This is a genomic window from Micromonospora polyrhachis (genome assembly GCF_014203835.1).
Lineage (GTDB): Bacteria > Actinomycetota > Actinomycetes > Mycobacteriales > Micromonosporaceae > Micromonospora_H > Micromonospora_H polyrhachis.
Genome location: NZ_JACHJW010000001.1, coordinates 964995 through 983621 on the forward strand (window position 1 = coordinate 964995; position 18627 = coordinate 983621).

Below are 18627 nucleotides of genomic sequence, written 5' to 3' on the forward strand. Positions count from 1 at the left end.
GCTACGCCGAGACGGGCAGCACCGGGTCCGGCACGAAGACGGGGCGGCGAGCCATCCGGGCACGTACCGCAGCGGTCCCGAAGTGGTGGTCGAGGGCGCGGGTCGCCGCCGCCCATTGCCGTACGGATCGGACCGGCGCCAACGTCCGTACCACGAACTCGTCGCTCCAGCGATGGACAGCCCGCTGCCAGAGCACCATTGCCGGCTCGTCGAGCAGGCTGCCCACCGTACCCTCGTAGATCGGCATCGCCCGTACCTGTCCGTCCGGCTCCACCTGCAGTGGCCGGAAGTCCGGGTTGGCGGCGAGGAGTTCGGGATCCATCCGTAGCTCCAGGTTGTCGGTCACGGTGACCTCGACCGACGGTGGCGCGAGTTGGCGCAGCCGCTCCACGAGCCGGCCGTCCCCGAATTCGGCGAGCTGTTCGTCGGTGAGCAGCTCGTGCTCGGCGAATTCCGGTCGGCTGGCCAGTCCACTCGGCACCGCCGCACCGAAGCTGACGGCGTCGAGCTGTTCGAATCGGGATGCGACCGAGGTGCAGAACCGCTCCATCTCGTGACGGTTACTGCGGGTCACCACGCAGTCCAGGCCGAACCGGAACCCGGGCGAACCGTCGGCCCGCTGTCGACGTGCCGTTTCGTCCAGCAGCGTCGCCGCCCGCAGGGCCCGCTCGAACGAGCCGGCCCGACCCCGGATACGGTCGTGGGTCTGGGCGCTCGCCCCGTCGACGCTGACCGTGATGTGGTCGAAGACCCGGCCGAGTTCCTCGGCGAGGGCGGGATCGAGCCGCCAACCTCCGGTATAGATGCCCACCTGCACCCCGGCCCGCGAAATGCGCTCGGCAACCTCGACAAGGCCGTCGACCAGCAGCGGCTCGCCCCCGGCGAAAGTGACCAGGTACGGCCGCAGGGAGGCCAGTCCGTCCGCGACCCGAAGCAGGTCCGGCCGGGACAACTGGCGGGACGGACGGCGACCGGACTCGGAGTAGCAGTGGAAACAGCGCAACGGGCAGGCGTAGGTGATGTCCCAGATCACGCCGGTGGGTCCCTCGGGCAGGTCCATCGGTACTCCTTTCGACGTCGCCCGAGACTAGAAGCCGACGCCCGCCGCCGGCATCGGTACACCGGTACGGGCGCTGGCCGACCGAGTACGTAACCCGATCCGGCCCGACAACGTCTACGTACCGGTCGCCGCCGTTTGCGTACCCCATCACGGATGGCCGCCGGCCGTGCGCTGCCTAGCGTCGTCGGCAGCGGTTTCCACCGGAGGGCACGGGCGACGGAGGTGTACGGATGCACGACAACGCAGTCTCGATCATCGTCTGCGGGGCCAGTGCCGCCGTCCTGTTCCCCACCTACGCGATGCAGCTACGGCAGCAGCTCACCGATCCGCTGCGGGTGCTGCTGACCCACGGTGCCGAGCGCTTCGTCAAGCCGAGCACCATCGCCTTCTTCGCCGACGAGGTGTACGCCAGCGACGACGAGAGTTTCATCCCGACCGAGTTCGCCCGCCGCTCGCGGGTGATCGCGGTGCTGCCGGCGACCGCGCACACGCTGGCCTCGGCGGCGCTCGGGCTGGCCGGTTCCCCGGCGCAGACCGCACTGCTCGCCGCGAGCGGACCGACCCTGTACTTCCCGTCGATGAACCGGGCCATGTGGCAGCGTGAGTCGACCCGTCGACATGTCGCCACCCTACGCGCCGATGGGCATGTCGTCATCGACCCGGTCGAGGCGGGCGTCTACGAGAACTGGCAGAGGTCGGTGGTACGGGCCCCCGCGCTGCCAGCGCCGGCCGAGGTCGCACAGCTCATCGCGGCAGCGGCAGCGGAGGCGGGGGCGGGAACAGAGGCGGGGGCGGCAGCTGCGGCAGCGGAGACGGGGACAGAGGCGGCAACGCCGATCCAGTCGACGTCCCCGGACCTGCTACTGGTCGGTGACCCCGAACCGTCGGACCCGTGGCTGCAGTACAACGCCGAGGTCGACTGGGCGACCCCCGAGCTGTACGACGCGCTGCGCACCGACGTGACCGAATTGCTCGGCGACGGCACGGTGGCGGACTTCTTCTTCGTCCACAAACCACCCGGGCTGCGGCTGCGATACCGGATCGACCCCGCCGACCGGCCGGCGGTGGCGGGCCGCGTCACGACACTCCTCGACGACCTGTGTCGACGCGGACTGGTGCGCGGCTGGCTACCAGCGGTGTACGAGCCGGAGCAACGCCTCTTCGGCGGAGCCGAGTCGATGCGTAGCGTGCACCAGGTTTTCACCGCCGACAGCCTTGCCTGGCTCGGCTTCCACGCGGACCAACCCGCCGCCGGGCAGCGCCCGACCGCCACCTGGGCGATGTCCCTACTGATGATCCGCGAGCTGCTCGACGCCCTCGGGATCACCGGCTGGGAGGACATCGACGTGTGGGACCGGCTCGGCCGGTACGGCCAGCGGATGCTCGACACCGAGGTCGCCGACGACGCCCGGGTCGCCCGGATCGCCGCCGCCCTGCGTCGGGACTGGGCAGAACCGGAGCGCCTGCGCGAACAGCTTCCGCCCACCGGGCCGCAACTACTGGACCGTTGGGCACAGTCGATGGCCACCATCGGCAAGGAGTGGTGGGACGGCTACTTCACGAGTCCCGATGCGGAGGTGGGGCCGCGGCATGCTGCTGCCTTCACCATCATCTTCCACTGGAACCGGGCCCGACTTCCCATCGGCCAGCAGGCGCTGATCACGCACACGCTCGGCGGCCGGATGACGGAGGCGACGGCATGACCGGGTTGGCAGGCTGGGTCCTGCTCCGCACAGCGGGCCTTCCGCTGCGGATGTGGCTCGACGGGGCGAATCCCGAGCTGGCGCTGCGGATCCGCGCCCTGGTCGACGCCGAGGACCGATACGCCGACCTGGCTGCGGCCCTGGCGGTCGAGCTCGGCGCGGTGCTCGTACCGCATCCGGCGCTGGACACCGCGACCCGCCGGCACGTCCTGGCCTGTCGACGGCGACTGCACCGGAGTCAGCCGATCGACCCGGCGGGGTTCACCCGGCTGGTGTCGGCGGCGCAGGCGGCCGGAGAACCAGACCTGGCGACACGGCTCACCGTGCTGGCCATGACCGCCGAGCGGACGACGGCCGAGCGGACGACGGTAGATGTCGCGGTGGACGAGGAACTGGCCCGGCTGCTGCCGGCACCATGGACGATGCTGACCGAGTCACCGGTCGGGCGACACGCGTTGGCCGACGGCGACATCACGGCCGGCGACGACATCGCCGCCCGGGTACGCGTCGGCGAAGCCTGGCAGGGAAAGCGGTTACGCCAGCGCAGCGAATACCTGTGGCGGATGATCAGCCGGGGCGCGGCGAAGACCACCCCGCGCGGTTGGCTGGGTCACGTCAGCCTGATTCCCGCAACCGAGGACGGGACGTATCCGGTGACGCTGGGGCCCGAGGTCGCGGCCCGCTGGACGGAGAACGTGCACGCCCTCCAGGCGGAGCCCCCCGCCGGCCGGTCCCGGGTGGCGCTGGCACCCCTGCACCAGTTGGTCGACGGCCAGCTACGGGTGTGGGTGGTGCGGCCGGACGACCCCACCGAGCTGCATCCGGTCACGCTGCGGATGACGCCACACCTCACCCGCGTACACGCCGCGCTGCGTCACGGTGCCCGTTCCATCGACGAGGTGATCGCGGCGCTCGTCACGGATCCCGACGATGCCCGGCAGCGGACGACCTGGCACGGGTTCCTGTCCCATCTCGTGAAACTCGGCGTCTGCCAGTTCACCGGCACCCCCCGGGTACGACGTACCGGCTGGCGTGATGTCGGGCAGCAGGTGACGGCAACGGCCGAACCGGACGCCCCCGGATTCGTCGACGTGTACCGCCGTGCCACCGCTGACTGGCCGGCCGCCACCGGTGCACTGGTGCAGGCCGCGCTCGGACCGGTGCAGCGGCTCAACGCCCTGATGAGCCTCGACGAGGAGAAGCCCTCGATCGTCCCCGACCATATCGGGCCGGACCGGCGACCGGTGCTCGACCTGCTCGGCGAGCTACTCGCGGACGAGTCGCACTCGAAGCACGAGTGGCGTCCTGCGGTGTGGCCGACCACCGACCGGCCGGATTCCGGCTATGCCCGGCTGCTCCGGCTGATCGCCGACACCTCGACCGGGCAGCAGGTGGTCGACCTCGACGACGACCTACTGGACCGTCTCGGCGCACCACCGGCTGAGTACGGCTGGCCGGTGGACTGCCTGGTACGTCCGCTTGCCGACGGCGGTGTCGTGCTCGACGCGATCGCCTCCGCCGGCATGCTGGACGCCCGCTTCGCCGCCGAGCTGACCGCGCTGCATCCGGCGTCGTCGCACGTCGACGCGTACCGCCGGTTCCTCCGCGAACTGGACGCCCAGACCGGGGTCACCTCGGTCGAGCTGCTGACACCGGCGTTGGCGGAGCGGGCAGCCAACGCGGTGCGCCGACCGCTGTATCCGACGGCGTGGACCGGCGACGCGGACCTCGAACCGTACTGTGACGTCGACGTCGGCTCCGCCACCCACATCCCGCTGGAGGCGTTGACCGCACGCCGGGTGGACGACCGGATCGTCATCGAGGCGGACGGCCGTCGGGTCAGGATCATGTACCACGCCACCCGCCAGCCGCCGACCCCGTGGAGCCTGCTGCTGTCCATCCTCCAGGGTGGGCCGACGCTGGTCGCCACGCGTTTCCGCCGCCTGCGGCATTCGCTGGCGGCATTGCCCGACCAGGCGTACCTGCCCCGGGTCACCGTACGGGGCTCGACCATCGTCTCCCCGGCGCAGTGGCGGCTACGTCCGGCGCGGCTGTGGGACCCAGCCGATTCTCCACTGGCCAAGGCGAAGCATCTCGCCCGGCTTCGTGATCGGCTCGGCCTACCACGTTGGATCATGTTGTGCGCCCGGCCCGGCGGCCGTCCGGTCCCCTGTGACCTGGACAGTCTCCGCGCACCATCGGTGTTCGAGGCGGTGTCGGACGCAGCGGTCACCGAGACGACGGATGCAGCGGTCACCGAGGCGACGGATCCGGACGAAGCCCAGCTCATCGTCGAGGAAATGGTGCCCGCACCGGACGAACTACCGGTCCGCGACCTCGTCGACGGGCGGCCGGAGCCGGTTGCCGCCGAGCTACTGCTACGCCTGCCGCAGCACACGGATCCGGCCTCCCTTGCCGTCGCCACCGCCGCTGCGCTGGCCGGCACCCCGGTCGGCTGGCCTGGTCCCGCCGATCATCGAAACGGGGCCGAGTTGCCCGACCAAGGACTCCCCACGCGAGCGATCGCACTGGGGCCCCCCGACGACCTTCCGGCGAACGGTGCAAGCCGCGCGCTGGAACCGACTCCACGAGGGAGGTGAACGAGATGGAGAAGATCGAGATCACGACCCAGCCGGCGCTGTCGGTGGACGAGCTCATCGCTGAGCTGGAGACGCAGTTCGGTGACGTGCAGATGCTGCCGAAGGCTGCGTACCCGCCGCCGACCAACGGCTGCACGAACGTGTCCAGCTGCGCGTGCTGATGCGCCCGGTGGCTGCCCTCAGCCTGGGGGCGGCCACCGGCCCACCCGACGATGAAAGGGGGGCTTCTGTGGACGCGTTGCAGACCGTCGCGACGACGCCGGACGATGTCGATGCGCTCATCGCCGAGTTGGAGGCACAGTTCGGCGACGTACAGATGCTGCCGCAGGCCGCATATCCGTGTGTCAGCTGCACGCAGGGCTGCACGCACGTCGCCAGCTGCGCGTGCTGATCCGCCTGGTGGCCGTCTTCAGCCCGGGGGCGGCCACCGGCCCGTCCCACCGACCGGAAGGGCTCCCGTGAGCACCTCGTTGTCCAGCCCGGTGACGGCGAACCGCAGCCATCCGGCCATCGTCACCGATCCGCAGGTCGTGGCCGCCGCGCGCGCCCATCTGATGGCGGCGGCGGCGCGACTGCCCGGTTCCGATCCGCACTCCACGTTCACCACCGATGCCGGCACTCCGATCGTGGCCTCGCTCGTGCTCGACGCCGCCGACACGGACGAGGCGACCCGTTCGGCGGCGGAGCGTGCCCTGTCCGCCTGGCTCGCCGTCGTCGGCGGCACCGGCGCGTCCCACTACGGCGTCTTCGCCGAGGGGCTGGCCGGACGACACCTGGGGTTGCTCGCCGCCGCACACGTCCGACCGGGTCTGCGTCGGCTCGCCGCCGCGTCCCGCCGCGCCCTGGTCCGGCGGACCGCCCTCGACACGTGGCGGACCAGCGATGTCGGCTGGGAAGACTACGACATGATCATGGGACCGGCTGGCGCCCTGCTGGCCCTGGCCGCCGACCCGGAGGTCATGCCAACAGACTTGGCACCTCTCACCGCGCACCTGGTGACGCTCTGCGACCGTCCGGAACTGGAGCGATTCCGTCTCCGTCAGCGACTCGACGAGCGGTACTCCCCCTGGAACCAGGACCGGATCAACGTCGGGGTGGCGCACGGCGTTCCCGGTGTTGCACTGGCCCTCTGCGCAGCCCTCGACGCCTCCGGCGACGACGCCGGCATCCGCGCCGCGCTGCGGCGGGTCGCCGACTGGCTGGTCGCCGAGGCGTATCCGGACCCGCTGGGCTTCATCACCTGGCCGACGGTGGCCCGGGAGAACCGCCCGCCCGCCAGGGACGTGGCGGAGCAACCCACCGCACGGCAAGCCTGGTGCTACGGCACCCCCGGCGTGGCATGGGCAGTCTGGGAGATCGGCCGGGTGCTGGACGATGACGGGCTGCAACAGCTCGGCCGCACCGCGATCAGCTCGTTCCTGGACGCCGGCTGTCCGAACGGCAACATCGCGCTGCGCGAGAGCCTGGCCATCTGCCACGGCGACGCCGGGCTGCTGGTGCTCTGCGACGCGTTCCACCGGCACGCCGGACTGGCGGCTGCCGGCGCGGTCCGCGACCTCCTGTACGCCCGGCTGCGGGCCCGGCTGACCGAGCTGACGCCCTGGTCCGCCACCAACTACGCGCTGCTCAACGGCCCCGCCGGCGTACTGGCCGCCCTGTTGACCAGGCCGGGTGCCGACCGGACCTGGCTGTATACGGTGGGGCTACGGTGACGACGAGCGGGAACCGTGCGGTATGGGCGTTGGTGCGCTGGCTGCCCACCGTGTCCGCCAGGCTGACCGTGCTGCTCACCGCCCTGATCACCGCTGCCGCAGTCGCTGCCGTCCTCCTCCCGTTGTCCGTGGGGCAGTTGGTCGCCGTACTGTCGACCGCGCCCGCATCGGCGGACGGCGGTCAGGCGGTACGGGGTGCGCTCGCCGTGGTCGGTGGGCTGTTGCTACTCGATGTCCTGCTCGACCCGGTGCGTACCCTGGTGGCCGCCCGGCTGGCCGCCAAGGTGGACACCGGGACCGCACAGCTCACGGCGGAGGGCGCGATGCGTCCCGCCGACATCGCGCACCTGGATGATCCTCGGGTGGTCGACCAGATCGAGCTGGCCCGGGCGGTGGGGTTGGGCGCCATCCCGCCGGGACAGGCGGTGACGGCGCTGACGCACCTGAGCGCGATGCGGCTGGCCGGTCTCGGCACGGCGGCGCTGCTCGGCTGGGCCGGGGACTGGTGGATGCCGCTCGTGCTCGGCGCGGCCTGGATCCTCACCGGGCGACTGCACGGCCGACGGGTCCGACGCGCGGTGGCCGCCCACGTCGGTGAGACCACCGCCCTACGCCGTGCCGCGTACCTGCGTGATCTCGCCATGAACGTGCCCTCGGCCAAGGAGGTCCGGCTGTTCGGGTTGCAGTCCTGGCTGGTGGAGAACTTCGGCCGGGCCTGGTGGGACGGCATGCGTGAGCTGCGACGTGGGGCCACGGGCTGGCACTCCCACCTCGCCGGCCTCGTCCTGCTGACCCTCGGCCATGCCGCCGTCCTCGGCCCGCTGATGGTCGGCGCTCGTCGTGGCGACCTCTCCACCGTTGAGCTGACCGTCGCCCTACAGGCGGTGCTGGGCATGTCCGCACTCGGCTGGCCGGGCGATCTGATGTGGCTGCTGCACACGTCCAGTGCCGCCGTCCCGGCCGCGCTCACCATCGGCCGACTCGGTTACCAGGAATCGACCCGGGTCGAGCCGCGTACCGGCGAACAGCGCCGAACACAGCGACCGGAAACGACCGGGCTTCCTCGCCGGGAGATCCGCTTCGAAGGGGTGAGCTTCCACTACCCCGGCGTCGACACACCCGTGCTCGACCAGCTCGACCTGGTCATCCCCGCCGGGTCGTCGCTGGCGATCGTCGGGGCGAACGGCGCGGGCAAGAGCACCATCACGAAACTGCTCGCCGGCCTCTACCGGCCAACCGCCGGCCGGATCACCATCGACGGCCGGGACCTCGACGAATACGAGATCTCCGGGTGGCGTCGGCAACTCGCCGTGGTGTTCCAGGACTTCACCCGATACCCGTTCTCCATCCGGGAGAACATCGGCCTCGGCCAGGTGGAGGTCGAGGCGACCGACACGGCGGTCCGCCGCGCGGCGCGGTTGGCCGGTTTCACCGACGTGGCGGAGCGGCTGCCCAGTGGCTGGGACACCCCGCTACACGAGGGCTACCTGGGCGGCACCGAACTCTCCGGCGGGCAATGGCAACGACTGGCGATCAGCCGCGCCCTCTTCGCCGTACAACACGGGGCCAAGGTGCTCGTCCTGGACGAGCCCACCGCGCACCTCGACGTCCGGGCCGAGCACGACCTCTACTCGCGTTACCTCGACATCACGGCGGGAATCACCACGATCCTGGTGTCGCACCGGTTCGCCACCGTACGACTCGCGGATCGCATCGCCGTCCTCGACCGGGGCCGGATCAGCGAGTACGGCAGCCACGACGAACTACTCGCCGCCGGTGGTCGGTACGCCCGACTGTTCACGGTGCAGTCGCAGCCCTTCACCGTCGGCATCGGGGAGCGCTCATGAGCCGTATGGGCGCAGCCATCCGGCTGCTGATCGGTATCGCCTTCCGGGTCTCCCCGTGGCGCTCCACGGTGGTGCTGCTCCTCGCGCCGCTACTCGGGGCCGCCTCGGTGGCGCAGGGCCTGGCCCTGCAGTGGATGGTCGACGGGGCGCTACGCCAGCAGGTCACCCCGCTGACCAATGGCGCGGTCCTGCTGGTGGTGGTGACGGTCATCATCCACCAGGTCACCGCAGCGGCAGCGGACCTGCGTACCAGGTTGCAGCAGCAGGTCGGTCTCGAATTCGACCGTCGACTGATGACCTTCTTCGCCGGGCGGGCCGGGCTGGACCACTATCACGACCCTGCCTTCCTGGACGCCGCGACGCTGTTGCGGGCTCGGCGCGGCGAGTTGGGCAACGCCTTCGCCGCGGTGGTCGAGAACCTCAACGTGCTGGCCCGGTTCGTCGCAGCGGCCGTGCTGCTGGTCAGCACCAGCCCGGTACTCGCCCTGCTGCCCCTGGTCGCGCTCCCGCTCGCCCTGGCGACCCGGCGACAGGAGCGGCTGGTCGCCGAGGCGGAACACGAGACCGCGGAACTGGACCGCCAACGTAGGGATCTGTTCTCGCTGGCCAGCGACCCCGCAGCTGCCCGGGAACTGCGGCTCTACCGCTTGACCGACGAGATCGCCGACCGGCACCGGCGGGCGTTCGCCGCCGTGCATCGGGTACGGGAGAACGCCCGGGTGCGGGGCGCGGTGGCCGTCATGCTCGCCTGGACGGGATTCGTCGCCGCCCTCCTCGGTGGGCTCGCCATCACCCTCGACGGGGTGGCGGTCGGTACCGCGTCGCCGGGCGAGGCCGTACTCGTGGTCGTGCTCGGCACCCGGCTCACCACCGCCACCACCAGCCTCACCCAGCTGATCGCCTGGCTCCGCCGGTCGCTGGACACCGCCGGCCTCTACCTGCGCCTGGTCGGTGAACGGACCGCCGCCGCCACCGGTGGCGACCGGGACGCTCCGAGCGGTGACATCGTCTTCGAGAAGGTCTCCTTCACCTACCCGGGTGGTTCCTCGGCGGTGCTGGACCAGGTCGACCTGTGCCTTCCGGCCGGGGCGACGGTCGCCCTGGTGGGTGCCAACGGGGCCGGCAAGTCGACGATCGTCGCCCTGCTGGCCGGCCTCTACCAGCCGACCGCTGGCCGGATCAGCATCGGCGGAGCCGATCTGGCCGACCTCCCCCTCGACCGGTGGCGCAGCCGGATCACCGCGTGCTTCCAGGACTTCTGTCAGTTCGAGTTGCTGCTACGCGAAACGGTCGGCCTCGGTGATGTCCGGGCGCTTCCGGACAGTTCGGCGGTGGCGACCGCACTCGACCTGGCCGGGGCGCAGGGTCTGGTCCGGAACCTGCCCGCTGGCCTGGACACCCAACTCGGGTCCGCCCTTCCCGGTGGCGTCGACCTCTCGACCGGCCAGTGGCAGAAACTCGCCCTGGCCCGGGCCAGGATGCGGCCCGACGCCCAACTGGTCCTGTTGGACGAGCCGGCCGCCAGCCTCGACCCGGACACCGAGGCGGCGCTGTTGGCGCGCTACCTGCACCCACCGCAGCAGCGTCGGACGACCACGGTCGTCGTGTCGCACCGGCTCACCACCGTGCGCGCCGCCGACCTGATCGTCGTACTCGACGGCGGCCGGGTGGTGGAGCAGGGTACGCACGACGAGCTGATCGAACAGGCTGGCCGGTACGCCGAGATGTACGCGCTGCAGGCAGCGGCGTACGCCCGCACCTCCAGCTGACCAGCCGGCGCAGTTCATCGTCGACTCGGCCGCTCATCCGACCGGCACCCGCACTCAGGCGAGCGTCAGCTCGACCGGCAGGTTCTGCCGCGAGTTGACCCCGAGTTTCCGGTACACCCGGGCGAGATGGCTCTCCACGGTACGCACCGAGAGGGTGAGCCGTCGGGAGATCTCGCGGTCGGTGAGCCCGGCAGCGGCGAACGCCGCGATCTGTGTTTCCCGGCTGGTGAGCGCCGGCAGTGTGGGGATCGCCGGAGCCGGTTGGCCGAGCGCGACCCGAAGCCGTTCGAGCAGCACCAACGCCTCGGCCCGACGCGGGCCACCGTGCTGGGCCAGCAGCGCCGCCGCCGCCTCCGCGAGCCGCCACGCCGGCCGGAGCAGTCCGGCCCGGTCGAGTGCGATGGCGTGGTGCAGCAACTCGCCCCCGTCCTGTCGGGTCAACGCGATGGTCGCCGCGCCGGTGAGGGCGAGGCGGGGTGCGTCGATCCGGCGCAGCACCGCGGCGATCCGGTCGGCCACGGTGACGGGGCCGCTCGCACCACGAAGTTCGGCGGCCTGGACCAGGTAGTGCAACTCGGCGGCCCCGCAGCCGGCCCGGTGGGCCGCGTCGATCGCGGCCTCGATCCTCCCGCAGGCGGTGGGCAGATCGCCGCGCGTGCCGGCCAGTACGGCGGCAGCCCATGCGGAGACCCCGGGTACCAGGGTCAACCGGTCCGGCGGATCGTCGGTCAGGGTCTGGGTGGCTTCCGTCGGCCGACCGCCCTGGGCGAGACAGACCGCCAGTAGCGCGGCAGTCTCGGTGCGCAGCGGACCCGGAATGGCGCACTGCTGCCCGAGCGCCTCCCGCAACCGGGTGACCGCGATCGAGTCGGCCCCGACCAGCCAGCCGGCGTAGCCATCGAGCAGACAGCGCAGCGCCGCTGGCAGACCCGGCGACGGTCCGGGCTCGTCGAACCGCGCCCGGACCGGGTACGACGGGATATCCGCCGGGCCGGGCTGGTCGTTCGCCCGCCACAGGGTGGCGAGCTTCTGGATCGCCCGCACCGTGCCGAGACGCTGCCCGGACGATCCCGAGCCGGTCTGGCCGAGACCATGAGGTCCCTCGGCGGCCCCGGTCAGCAGTTCGGAGGTGGTGGTAAGGGCGCGACCGGTCTGGCCGACCAGGACCGACGCCGTCGCCCGAACCAGTCTCGCTCGGTCAGCGGATGGACCATCCGGAGCGCGGTCCAGCAGCGCCTCAACCTTGGCCAGCGCCTCGGCCGGGAGCCCGGCGAAGAGCGACAGCGTCGCGTCCAGTGTCTCGACCCGGTCCACCGCGGCCGGTGGTACGCGGAGCAGCGCCAGTTCCTCGCGGGCACCAACCGGATCCCGTTGCACCCAACATCGGTATCGGACGAGGGCGAGCGAGACGGCGAGCCGATCGCCGGGATCGTCGGTCGCTGCTCGGTGCCGGGTCAGCACCTGCCGTCCCTGCGCGGTCGCACCGCTGGCGACCAGCGCGTTGGCGTACCCGACTGCGGCGGTGGTGGTGGCGGATTGGGCGAAGGCCCGGGCCGCGAATCGTACCGCCAGGTCGGGGTCGGAGTGCTGTACCTCGCGCGCCGCTCGCAACAGCAGTGGTGGATCGACCGGCTGCTGGGTGGCCAACTGCCACCTTGCCCGAGGAACGAGGCCGGGCAGCCGGTCGGCCGGGTCGGCGGCCCGGAGCAGCAGTTCGGCCACTCGACGTTGCCGGGCCGCCGACGCCTCGGCGCGGGCCACGGCGCTCAACAGCGGATGTTGGCAGCGCACCAGGATCCGACTTCCGTCGTGCGTGGTACGGAGGAGGCCCTGCTCCTCCAGTTGTTCCGCCACCCCGGGAGCCACCGTCTCGGCCAGGGCCAGTGGTAGTGGCTCCCCCAGCGCGACGGCGGTCAACACGTCCCGGCTCGACGAGTCGAGACTCGCCAGTCGATGAGCGAAGACCGCCGACAGGGCGGGTGGCTCGGCCGTGGGGCCCTGCCACCACCACAGCCCTCGGCGGCGCACCAACTGTCGTGTGCTGCGGCCCTGCCGGACCAGTTCGACCATGAAGGCGGCATTGCCACCGGTCCAGCCGTGCAGCAATTCGACCGTCGGCCGCGCCACCTCGCCGTCGAGTAGCCCGCACAGTAGTCGCCCGGTGTCGTTCCGATCGAAGGTGGTGACCTGGACCTGGTGCAGGTACCGGTCCTTCCAGAGGGCGAGCAGCGCGTCGGGGAGCGGGACGTCGGAGCGGACCACGGTCATCAGCCGGAGGGTGCCGCTGGTTGCCAGGGCGAGCAGGCCGGCCGCGGAGGCATCGTCGAGGTGGTGCGCGTCGTCGACGACCAGAACCGGCACCCGGGCTCCGGCCCGGCGGACCAGTTCGTCCACCAGCCGTGCGTACCGGGTGGCCGGGTCCCTGGTTGCTCCTGCCGACGGCAGCATCGCGAAGGCGCCGAACGGCACCTGCCGGGCCGCCCGGCTCGCGGTGACCCAGGTGACCGCGTACCGGGAGACGGGCAGTGGACGGATGACGGCGCGGGCCAGGGCCGTCTTGCCGGTGCCAGCAGGCCCGCTGATGACGCTGCCGCGTCCCGAGGTGAGTGCCGCGAGTACGATCCGGGACTCCCGTTCCCGCGCGACGAACGTGTCTGCGCCGGTCTCGCGTGGCATCGCATCCCCCCGGAGGTCGCGGTGCCACCCTCGGCCCTCCGGTTCTGGTCCGAACGCGGCACCGCATCAGACGTACCGGTCAGCCTCCAGTGGGTACGGCCTGGGGGCTAGGGACAACCTCCCGAGTTTCTCGGGACATCGACCCCACCGCTGCCCCGTCCCCCGCCCTGATCACCGCAATCCCACCATTGTCGGTCAGGTACTGGACGACCCGGTCGACGATGGTGGGATCACGCAGGATCCGCCGATGCCCGTGGCCCTCGGTCAGCATCAGTTCGGCCCGGGGCCAGGCCGCCGCGAGCGCCTCACCGTCGGTGTGCCGTACCTCCTTGTCCAGCCGGTCGTGTACGACGAGCAGCGAGGGAAGATCCTGCCGCTCGGTTGCGCGGGCTGGGATGTCGAACTCGGCCATCCGCCGGCCGACCCGTCGTTCGAGTCGGCGGAGGAATCGGGTGTGGATCCGCTCGCCGAAGTTGAGGGCGTGGGCGAAGTCGGCGGTGTAGGCGATCGGGTCGCCCATCGGGGCGATGAGGACCAGTCGCTCGGCGGGTACGCCGTCCAGGGCCGCGATGGCAGTGGCGGCACCGCCGAGGGAATGACCGACCACCGCGTACGCCGGACCGCCCGCCTGCATCACGGCGGTCAACGCGTCGACGAACTCCGTCAGCAGTCCCCTTCCCGGCCCGTACCCGCCGGGGGCCGAGTCGCCGTGGCTCGGCGCGTCGAAGGCGATGACCCGGTGCCCGGCGGCGACCAGGGGGGCGATGAAGGCGTTGAACTGGCCACGCCAGCCGCCCCAGCCGTGCATCAGGTAGACCGCCGGGCCCTCACCCCAGGCCTCGGCGACGACGGCTCGACCGTGTACCGGCACGGTGAACCGTTCACCGGGTGGGTCGGCCGGGCTTACCCGACCACGTGGGACGGTGCACCACATCCGTTCGGCGAGTACGGCTCCCGGGCCGGGTGCCAGGCGCTCCAGCGCACCAAACGTCAGCCGCAATCCACCCATGATTACAGCACGAACGGTCGTGCTTTTTTTGCTACGCCAATCAGCCATGTCACTCCAATACGAGGGGGTCAGATCCGAGCGTTGCCCAACAGCGCGTCCACGGCCCGGCGGGTCCTGGCCGCGGCCATGGGATCGTTCATCAGGCGGTGGGCGTGAAAGAAGCCGAGCATGACGCCGTAGAGGTCGTGGGCGAACTGCTCGGGGTCGACGTCGGGCCGGAACTCCCCTTCGGAGATCCCGGTCCGGAACATCTGGGCGATCGACTCCATCAGGTCCCGGTGGTCTCGGACCAATTGGTCCCGGATCGGTCCAGGTCGGTCGTCGAACTCCGTGTCGGCCGCCACGAAGAGACAGCCGGCCTGCCGCTCCAGGCCGAGGGTCAGCCAGTGGTCGACGAGCACACGGATCCGGCGTTCACCCCGGGGGGTGGCCAACGCAGGATGGACGACAGACTCGACGAAGTTCTGTCGGACGTAGGCCAGGACCTGCAACTGGAGGGACTCCTTCGAGCGGAAGTGACCGAACAACCCGCTCTTGGACATCTCCACCTGGCTGGCCAGGGAACCGATGGTGAGGCCCGCCAGACCGATCCGGTCAGCGACCTCGGCCGCCACCTCCAGCACGGCCTGCTTGGTCACCTCACCCTTACCCACCCGCAGATAGTTGCGCACGATCGTGCGCCCAGTCAAGGCAGCTGACGGTCAGGTGTCGACGGCTTACAGCCGGTGCCGGACCCAGACATTGGGCTCGACGTAGACGGCGTGGTCCTGGGCGACATCGCAGTACACCGGGACGAGCGCCTGCGGGACGTGGACCGGGCCGGTCGTGTCGAAGGGCAGCCCGGTCCAGCTCCGCCACTCGGCGAGCGTGCCGGGCACCACCATGGACCGGGTGGCGATGCCCTCGATACGCCCACCGGCGCGTACGTGCACCCGCAGCCACGGGTCGACAGGGAGGCCGTCCTCACGGGTCTGCGTCACGTACTCGCCCATCGGCAGGTCGGGCTGGGTGTGCTTGCCGCTGGGGCGGACCGGCGCGATCAGGGTGTCGTAGCCGAACCGGCGGGCGTTGTCCCCCATCGCGGTCAGCATCCGGGCGGAGAGCCCGCCACCCCGCTGGTCGGGCTGGATGCAGATCTCCAGGGCCGACACGATGTTGGTGGGGGCGCCGACGAGACGGTTGAGGGTGGCGCGCTGCACCACCCGGTCCCAGCCGCCGACGGGCAGCGGGTCCGCATCGCTCCAGGACAGCGGCACCGAGTAGGCCCGTGCCACGGCCCGCTCCGGCTGGTCCGGATCGAGGGCGAGCAGGACGAACTCGGGATACAGCTCGTTGGCCACGCCGTAGTAGAGGGTAGCCATGGGATCCCAGGCCATGAACTCCGGCCAGGCTCTGTCGAAGCCGTCGAGCAGCGGGGCGAGGTCGGGCCGGTCGGCCAGGGTCACGATCTCCAAGGTCACCCAGGCACAGTAAGCGGTCGCCCTGACCAGCCCAAATGGTTATGCGGCGTGGCTTTGCCACCAGGACATCCAAGGTCATCCAGATTCATCGATTGACAGCCGGATTGCGCACTGGAAACATCAAGGCAATCTGGGAGCGCTCCCACCACCCCCGTCCCGAAGGGACCCCCATGAGCCCACACCGAATCCGCCGATCCCGCCTGGTGCTGCTCGCCACAGCGACCACTCTCGCGATGACCGGCACCAACACGCCGGCACACGCCGATCCCCCGCCACCCGATGCTCCGGAACAGATCGACAACGGCGACTTCAACGTCGGTGTCCCACCCTGGTTCTCCTACGGCACCGGTCCGCTCGGCGTCGTCGACGGCCGGGGCTGCGCCACCGTCCCCGGCGGACTGGGCAACCTGTGGGACGCCGGCATCGGACAGGGTGCCGTCCCGCTGGTCGCCGGTTCGGCGTACACGCTGTCGTTCGCGGTCTCCGCCAACCCCGGCAACTCCGCCCTGCGGGCGGTACTCCAACTCGGCACCGCGCCGTACACCGCCTACACCTCCGTCGACGCGACCGCCAGCGACGGTGCCATCCGGGTCGAGCACACCTTCACCGCCCCGACCGACGACCCCACCGCCCAACTGATCTTCCAAGTCGGTGGCAGCCCGGTGGAACAGACCCTCTGCCTGGACGACGTCTCGCTGCGTGGCGGGACCGAAGAACCGCCGTACGTGCCGGACACCGGTCCCCGGGTCCGGGTCAACCAGGTCGGCTACCTGCCCAACGGGCCGAAGAACGCCACCGTCGTCACCAGCGCCACCGACCCGCTGCCCTGGCAGCTACGGTCGGCTGGCGGTGCCGTGGTGGCCAGCGGTCAGGCCACTGCGCGCGGCGTGGACCCGGCCTCCGGGCAGAACGTGCAGAGCATCGACTTCTCCGCCCACCACACCGCCGGCACCGGCTACACCCTGGTCGCCGACGGCGAGACCAGTCACCCGTTCGACATCTCCGGCGACCTCTACACCCGGCTGCGTTCCGACGCGCTCCAGTTCTTCTACGTCCAGCGCAGCGGCATCGCCATCGACGGTGACCTGGTCGGCACCGAGTACGCCCGACCCGCCGGGCACCTCGGAGTCACCCCGAACCAGGGCGACACGGATGTGCCCTGCCAGGCCGGGGTCTGCGACTACCGGCTGGACGTACGCGGCGGCTGGTACGACGCCGGCGACCACGGCAAGTACGTCGTGAACGGCGGAATCGCCACCTACCAGCTGCTCAGCACCTTCGAGCGGACGAAGACGGCGGCCAGCGCGGGCGGCGGCGCAGCGCTCGGGGACCGCACCCTGCGGGTGCCCGAGCGGGGCAACGGCATACCGGACATCCTCGACGAGGCGCGCTGGGAGCTGGAGTTCCTGATCCGGATGCAGGTCCCGGCCGGCAAGCCACTCGCCGGGATGGCCCACCACAAGATCCACGACCGGAACTGGACCGGGCTACCGCTGGCCCCCGAGGACGACCCACAACCCCGGGAACTGCACCCGCCGTCCACCGCCGCCACCCTCAACCTGGCCGCCACCACGGCCCAGTGCGCCCGCCTGTACGCCCGGTACGACGCCGCCTTCGCGACGCGCTGCGGCACCGTGGCGCGGACGGCGTACGCGGCAGCCAAGGCGAACCCGGCGATCCACGCCAGCCCCACCGACGCCACCGGCGGCGGGGCGTACGACGACACCGACGTCACCGACGAGTTCTACTGGGCCGCCGCCGAGCTGTACCTGACCACCGGGGAGCAGGCGTACCTGGCCGACCTGACCGCCTCGCCGCACCACACCGGTGACGTGTTCGCGTCACGCGGTTTCGGCTGGCAGAGCGTGGCCGCACTGGGCCGGCTGGACCTGGCCACCGTGCCGAGTGGACTACCGACCGCCGAGCGCACCCGCATCCGTGCCTCGGTGACCACCGCCGCCGACCGTTACCTCGCGGAGCTGCGCCGACAGGCGTACGGGCTGCCGATGCCCGGCGATCCAGACAGCTACTTCTGGGGCGGCAACAGCAACGTCGTCAACAACGCCATCGTGCTCGCCACCGCCTACGACCTGACCGGGCAGGCGGGCTACCGGGACGGCGCGGTGCAGGCGATGGACTACCTCTTCGGTCGCAACGCGCTCAACATGTCGTACGTGACCGGCTGGGGCGAGCAGGCCGCCCGCAACCAGCACAGCCGGATCTTCGGCAACCAACTCGACCCGTCGTCGCCGAACCCGCCCGCCGGATCGCTGGCCGGCGGCCCCAACACCGCACTCCAGGACCCGTTCGCCAGTCAACTCCTGGCCGGCTGTGCGCCGATGTTCTGCTACGTGGACGACATCAACTCGTACTCGACGAACGAGGTGGCGATCAACTGGAACTCGGCGCTGGCCTGGATCGCCTCGTTCCTCGCCGATCAGGGCGACGGCACGGCCCCGCCACCGGCCACCTGCCGGGTGGACTACGTCAACTACGGCACCTGGGCCGGCGGCGGCGGATTCACCGCGCAGGTCACCATCCGTAACACCGGCGCGCGCACGGTCCAGGGCTGGACAGCCAGCTTCGCCTTCGTCGGCGACCAGAAGGTACACGAGGCGTGGTTGGCGAAGGTGACCCAGGCCGGTGCCACCGTGACGGCCCGCAACGAGTCGTACAACGCCCGGATCGAGCCCGGCCAGACGGTGACCTTCGGCTTCAACGCCACCACCGCCGGCGGGGCCAATCCGCCCCCCGGCCTCTTCACCGTCAACGGGGCGGCCTGCTCCTGAGG

At 71.2% G+C, this 18627-nt stretch carries 13 protein-coding genes; 8 read left to right on the forward strand and 5 right to left on the reverse strand.

Features of this window, described 5'->3' with window-relative positions:
• Position 1 precedes the first annotated feature (1 nt).
• Positions 2 to 1060, reverse strand: a complete 1059-nt coding sequence (locus FHR38_RS03805; RefSeq protein WP_184532798.1) for a radical SAM protein — start codon at positions 1058 to 1060, stop codon at positions 2 to 4.
• 230 nt (positions 1061 to 1290) lie between these two features.
• Between FHR38_RS03805 and FHR38_RS03810 the strand changes: the two genes are divergently transcribed.
• From FHR38_RS03810 to FHR38_RS03840, 7 genes are all read left to right on the forward strand, one after another.
• Positions 1291 to 2763 (forward strand): thiopeptide-type bacteriocin biosynthesis protein, encoded by a 1473-nt coding sequence (locus tag FHR38_RS03810; RefSeq protein ID WP_184532800.1) that lies wholly within the window; start codon positions 1291 to 1293, stop codon positions 2761 to 2763.
• Positions 2760 to 5363: a lantibiotic dehydratase gene (locus tag FHR38_RS03815; RefSeq protein WP_184532802.1), complete on the forward strand. Its 2604-nt coding sequence runs from the start codon at positions 2760 to 2762 to the stop codon at positions 5361 to 5363. The genes FHR38_RS03810 and FHR38_RS03815 overlap by 4 nt, the downstream gene beginning before the upstream one ends.
• A 5-nt stretch (positions 5364 to 5368) precedes the next feature.
• Entirely contained in the window at positions 5369 to 5524 is a 156-nt protein-coding gene (locus FHR38_RS03820) for a hypothetical protein (protein WP_184532804.1), read from the forward strand.
• A gap of 68 nt (positions 5525 to 5592) precedes the next feature.
• A complete protein-coding gene (locus tag FHR38_RS03825; protein ID WP_184532806.1) occupies positions 5593 to 5754 on the forward strand; it encodes a hypothetical protein in 162 nt (53 codons plus the stop codon).
• A 67-nt stretch (positions 5755 to 5821) separates the two neighbouring features.
• Positions 5822 to 7075 (forward strand): lanthionine synthetase LanC family protein, encoded by a 1254-nt coding sequence (locus FHR38_RS03830; protein ID WP_184532808.1) that lies wholly within the window; start codon positions 5822 to 5824, stop codon positions 7073 to 7075.
• Positions 7072 to 8922, forward strand: coding sequence for an ABC transporter ATP-binding protein (locus FHR38_RS33090; protein WP_184532810.1), 1851 nt, complete (start codon positions 7072 to 7074; stop codon positions 8920 to 8922). The genes FHR38_RS03830 and FHR38_RS33090 overlap by 4 nt, the downstream gene beginning before the upstream one ends.
• Positions 8919 to 10691: an ABC transporter ATP-binding protein gene (locus FHR38_RS03840; RefSeq protein WP_184532812.1), complete on the forward strand. Its 1773-nt coding sequence runs from the start codon at positions 8919 to 8921 to the stop codon at positions 10689 to 10691. Before FHR38_RS33090 ends, FHR38_RS03840 begins: the two co-directional genes overlap by 4 nt.
• 54 nt (positions 10692 to 10745) lie before the next feature.
• Here FHR38_RS03840 and FHR38_RS03845 read toward each other — a convergent pair whose 3' ends face one another.
• From FHR38_RS03845 to FHR38_RS03860, 4 genes are all read right to left on the reverse strand, one after another.
• The gene (locus tag FHR38_RS03845; RefSeq protein ID WP_184532814.1) at positions 10746 to 13367 is read right to left on the reverse strand and encodes a helix-turn-helix transcriptional regulator; all 2622 of its coding nucleotides are present in this window, start codon (positions 13365 to 13367) and stop codon (positions 10746 to 10748) included.
• A 79-nt stretch (positions 13368 to 13446) separates the two neighbouring features.
• A complete protein-coding gene (locus FHR38_RS03850; protein ID WP_246446288.1) occupies positions 13447 to 14376 on the reverse strand; it encodes an alpha/beta fold hydrolase in 930 nt (309 codons plus the stop codon).
• Positions 14377 to 14444: 68 nt separating this feature from the next.
• Positions 14445 to 15065, reverse strand: a complete 621-nt coding sequence (locus FHR38_RS03855; protein WP_246446291.1) for a TetR/AcrR family transcriptional regulator — start codon at positions 15063 to 15065, stop codon at positions 14445 to 14447.
• A 27-nt stretch (positions 15066 to 15092) separates the two neighbouring features.
• Positions 15093 to 15836, reverse strand: coding sequence for an N-acetyltransferase (locus tag FHR38_RS03860; RefSeq protein WP_184532818.1), 744 nt, complete (start codon positions 15834 to 15836; stop codon positions 15093 to 15095).
• 170 nt (positions 15837 to 16006) lie between these two features.
• Between FHR38_RS03860 and FHR38_RS03865 the strand changes: the two genes are divergently transcribed.
• On the forward strand, positions 16007 to 18625 hold the full coding sequence (locus tag FHR38_RS03865) for a glycoside hydrolase family 9 protein (RefSeq protein WP_184532820.1): 2619 nt from the start codon (positions 16007 to 16009) through the stop codon (positions 18623 to 18625).
• Positions 18626 to 18627: the final 2 nt, after the last annotated feature.

Coding starts and splice junctions, on each gene's coding strand:
- FHR38_RS03805 (WP_184532798.1), bottom strand. CDS start 1,060: ATGGACCTGCCCGAGGGACCCACCGGCGTGATCTGGGACATCACCTAC.
- FHR38_RS03810 (WP_184532800.1), top strand. CDS start 1,291: ATGCACGACAACGCAGTCTCGATCATCGTCTGCGGGGCCAGTGCCGCC.
- FHR38_RS03815 (WP_184532802.1), top strand. CDS start 2,760: ATGACCGGGTTGGCAGGCTGGGTCCTGCTCCGCACAGCGGGCCTTCCG.
- FHR38_RS03820 (WP_184532804.1), top strand. CDS start 5,369: ATGGAGAAGATCGAGATCACGACCCAGCCGGCGCTGTCGGTGGACGAG.
- FHR38_RS03840 (WP_184532812.1), top strand. CDS start 8,919: ATGAGCCGTATGGGCGCAGCCATCCGGCTGCTGATCGGTATCGCCTTC.
- FHR38_RS03845 (WP_184532814.1), bottom strand. CDS start 13,367: ATGCCACGCGAGACCGGCGCAGACACGTTCGTCGCGCGGGAACGGGAG.
- FHR38_RS03850 (WP_246446288.1), bottom strand. CDS start 14,376: ATGGGTGGATTGCGGCTGACGTTTGGTGCGCTGGAGCGCCTGGCACCC.
- FHR38_RS03865 (WP_184532820.1), top strand. CDS start 16,007: ATGAGCCCACACCGAATCCGCCGATCCCGCCTGGTGCTGCTCGCCACA.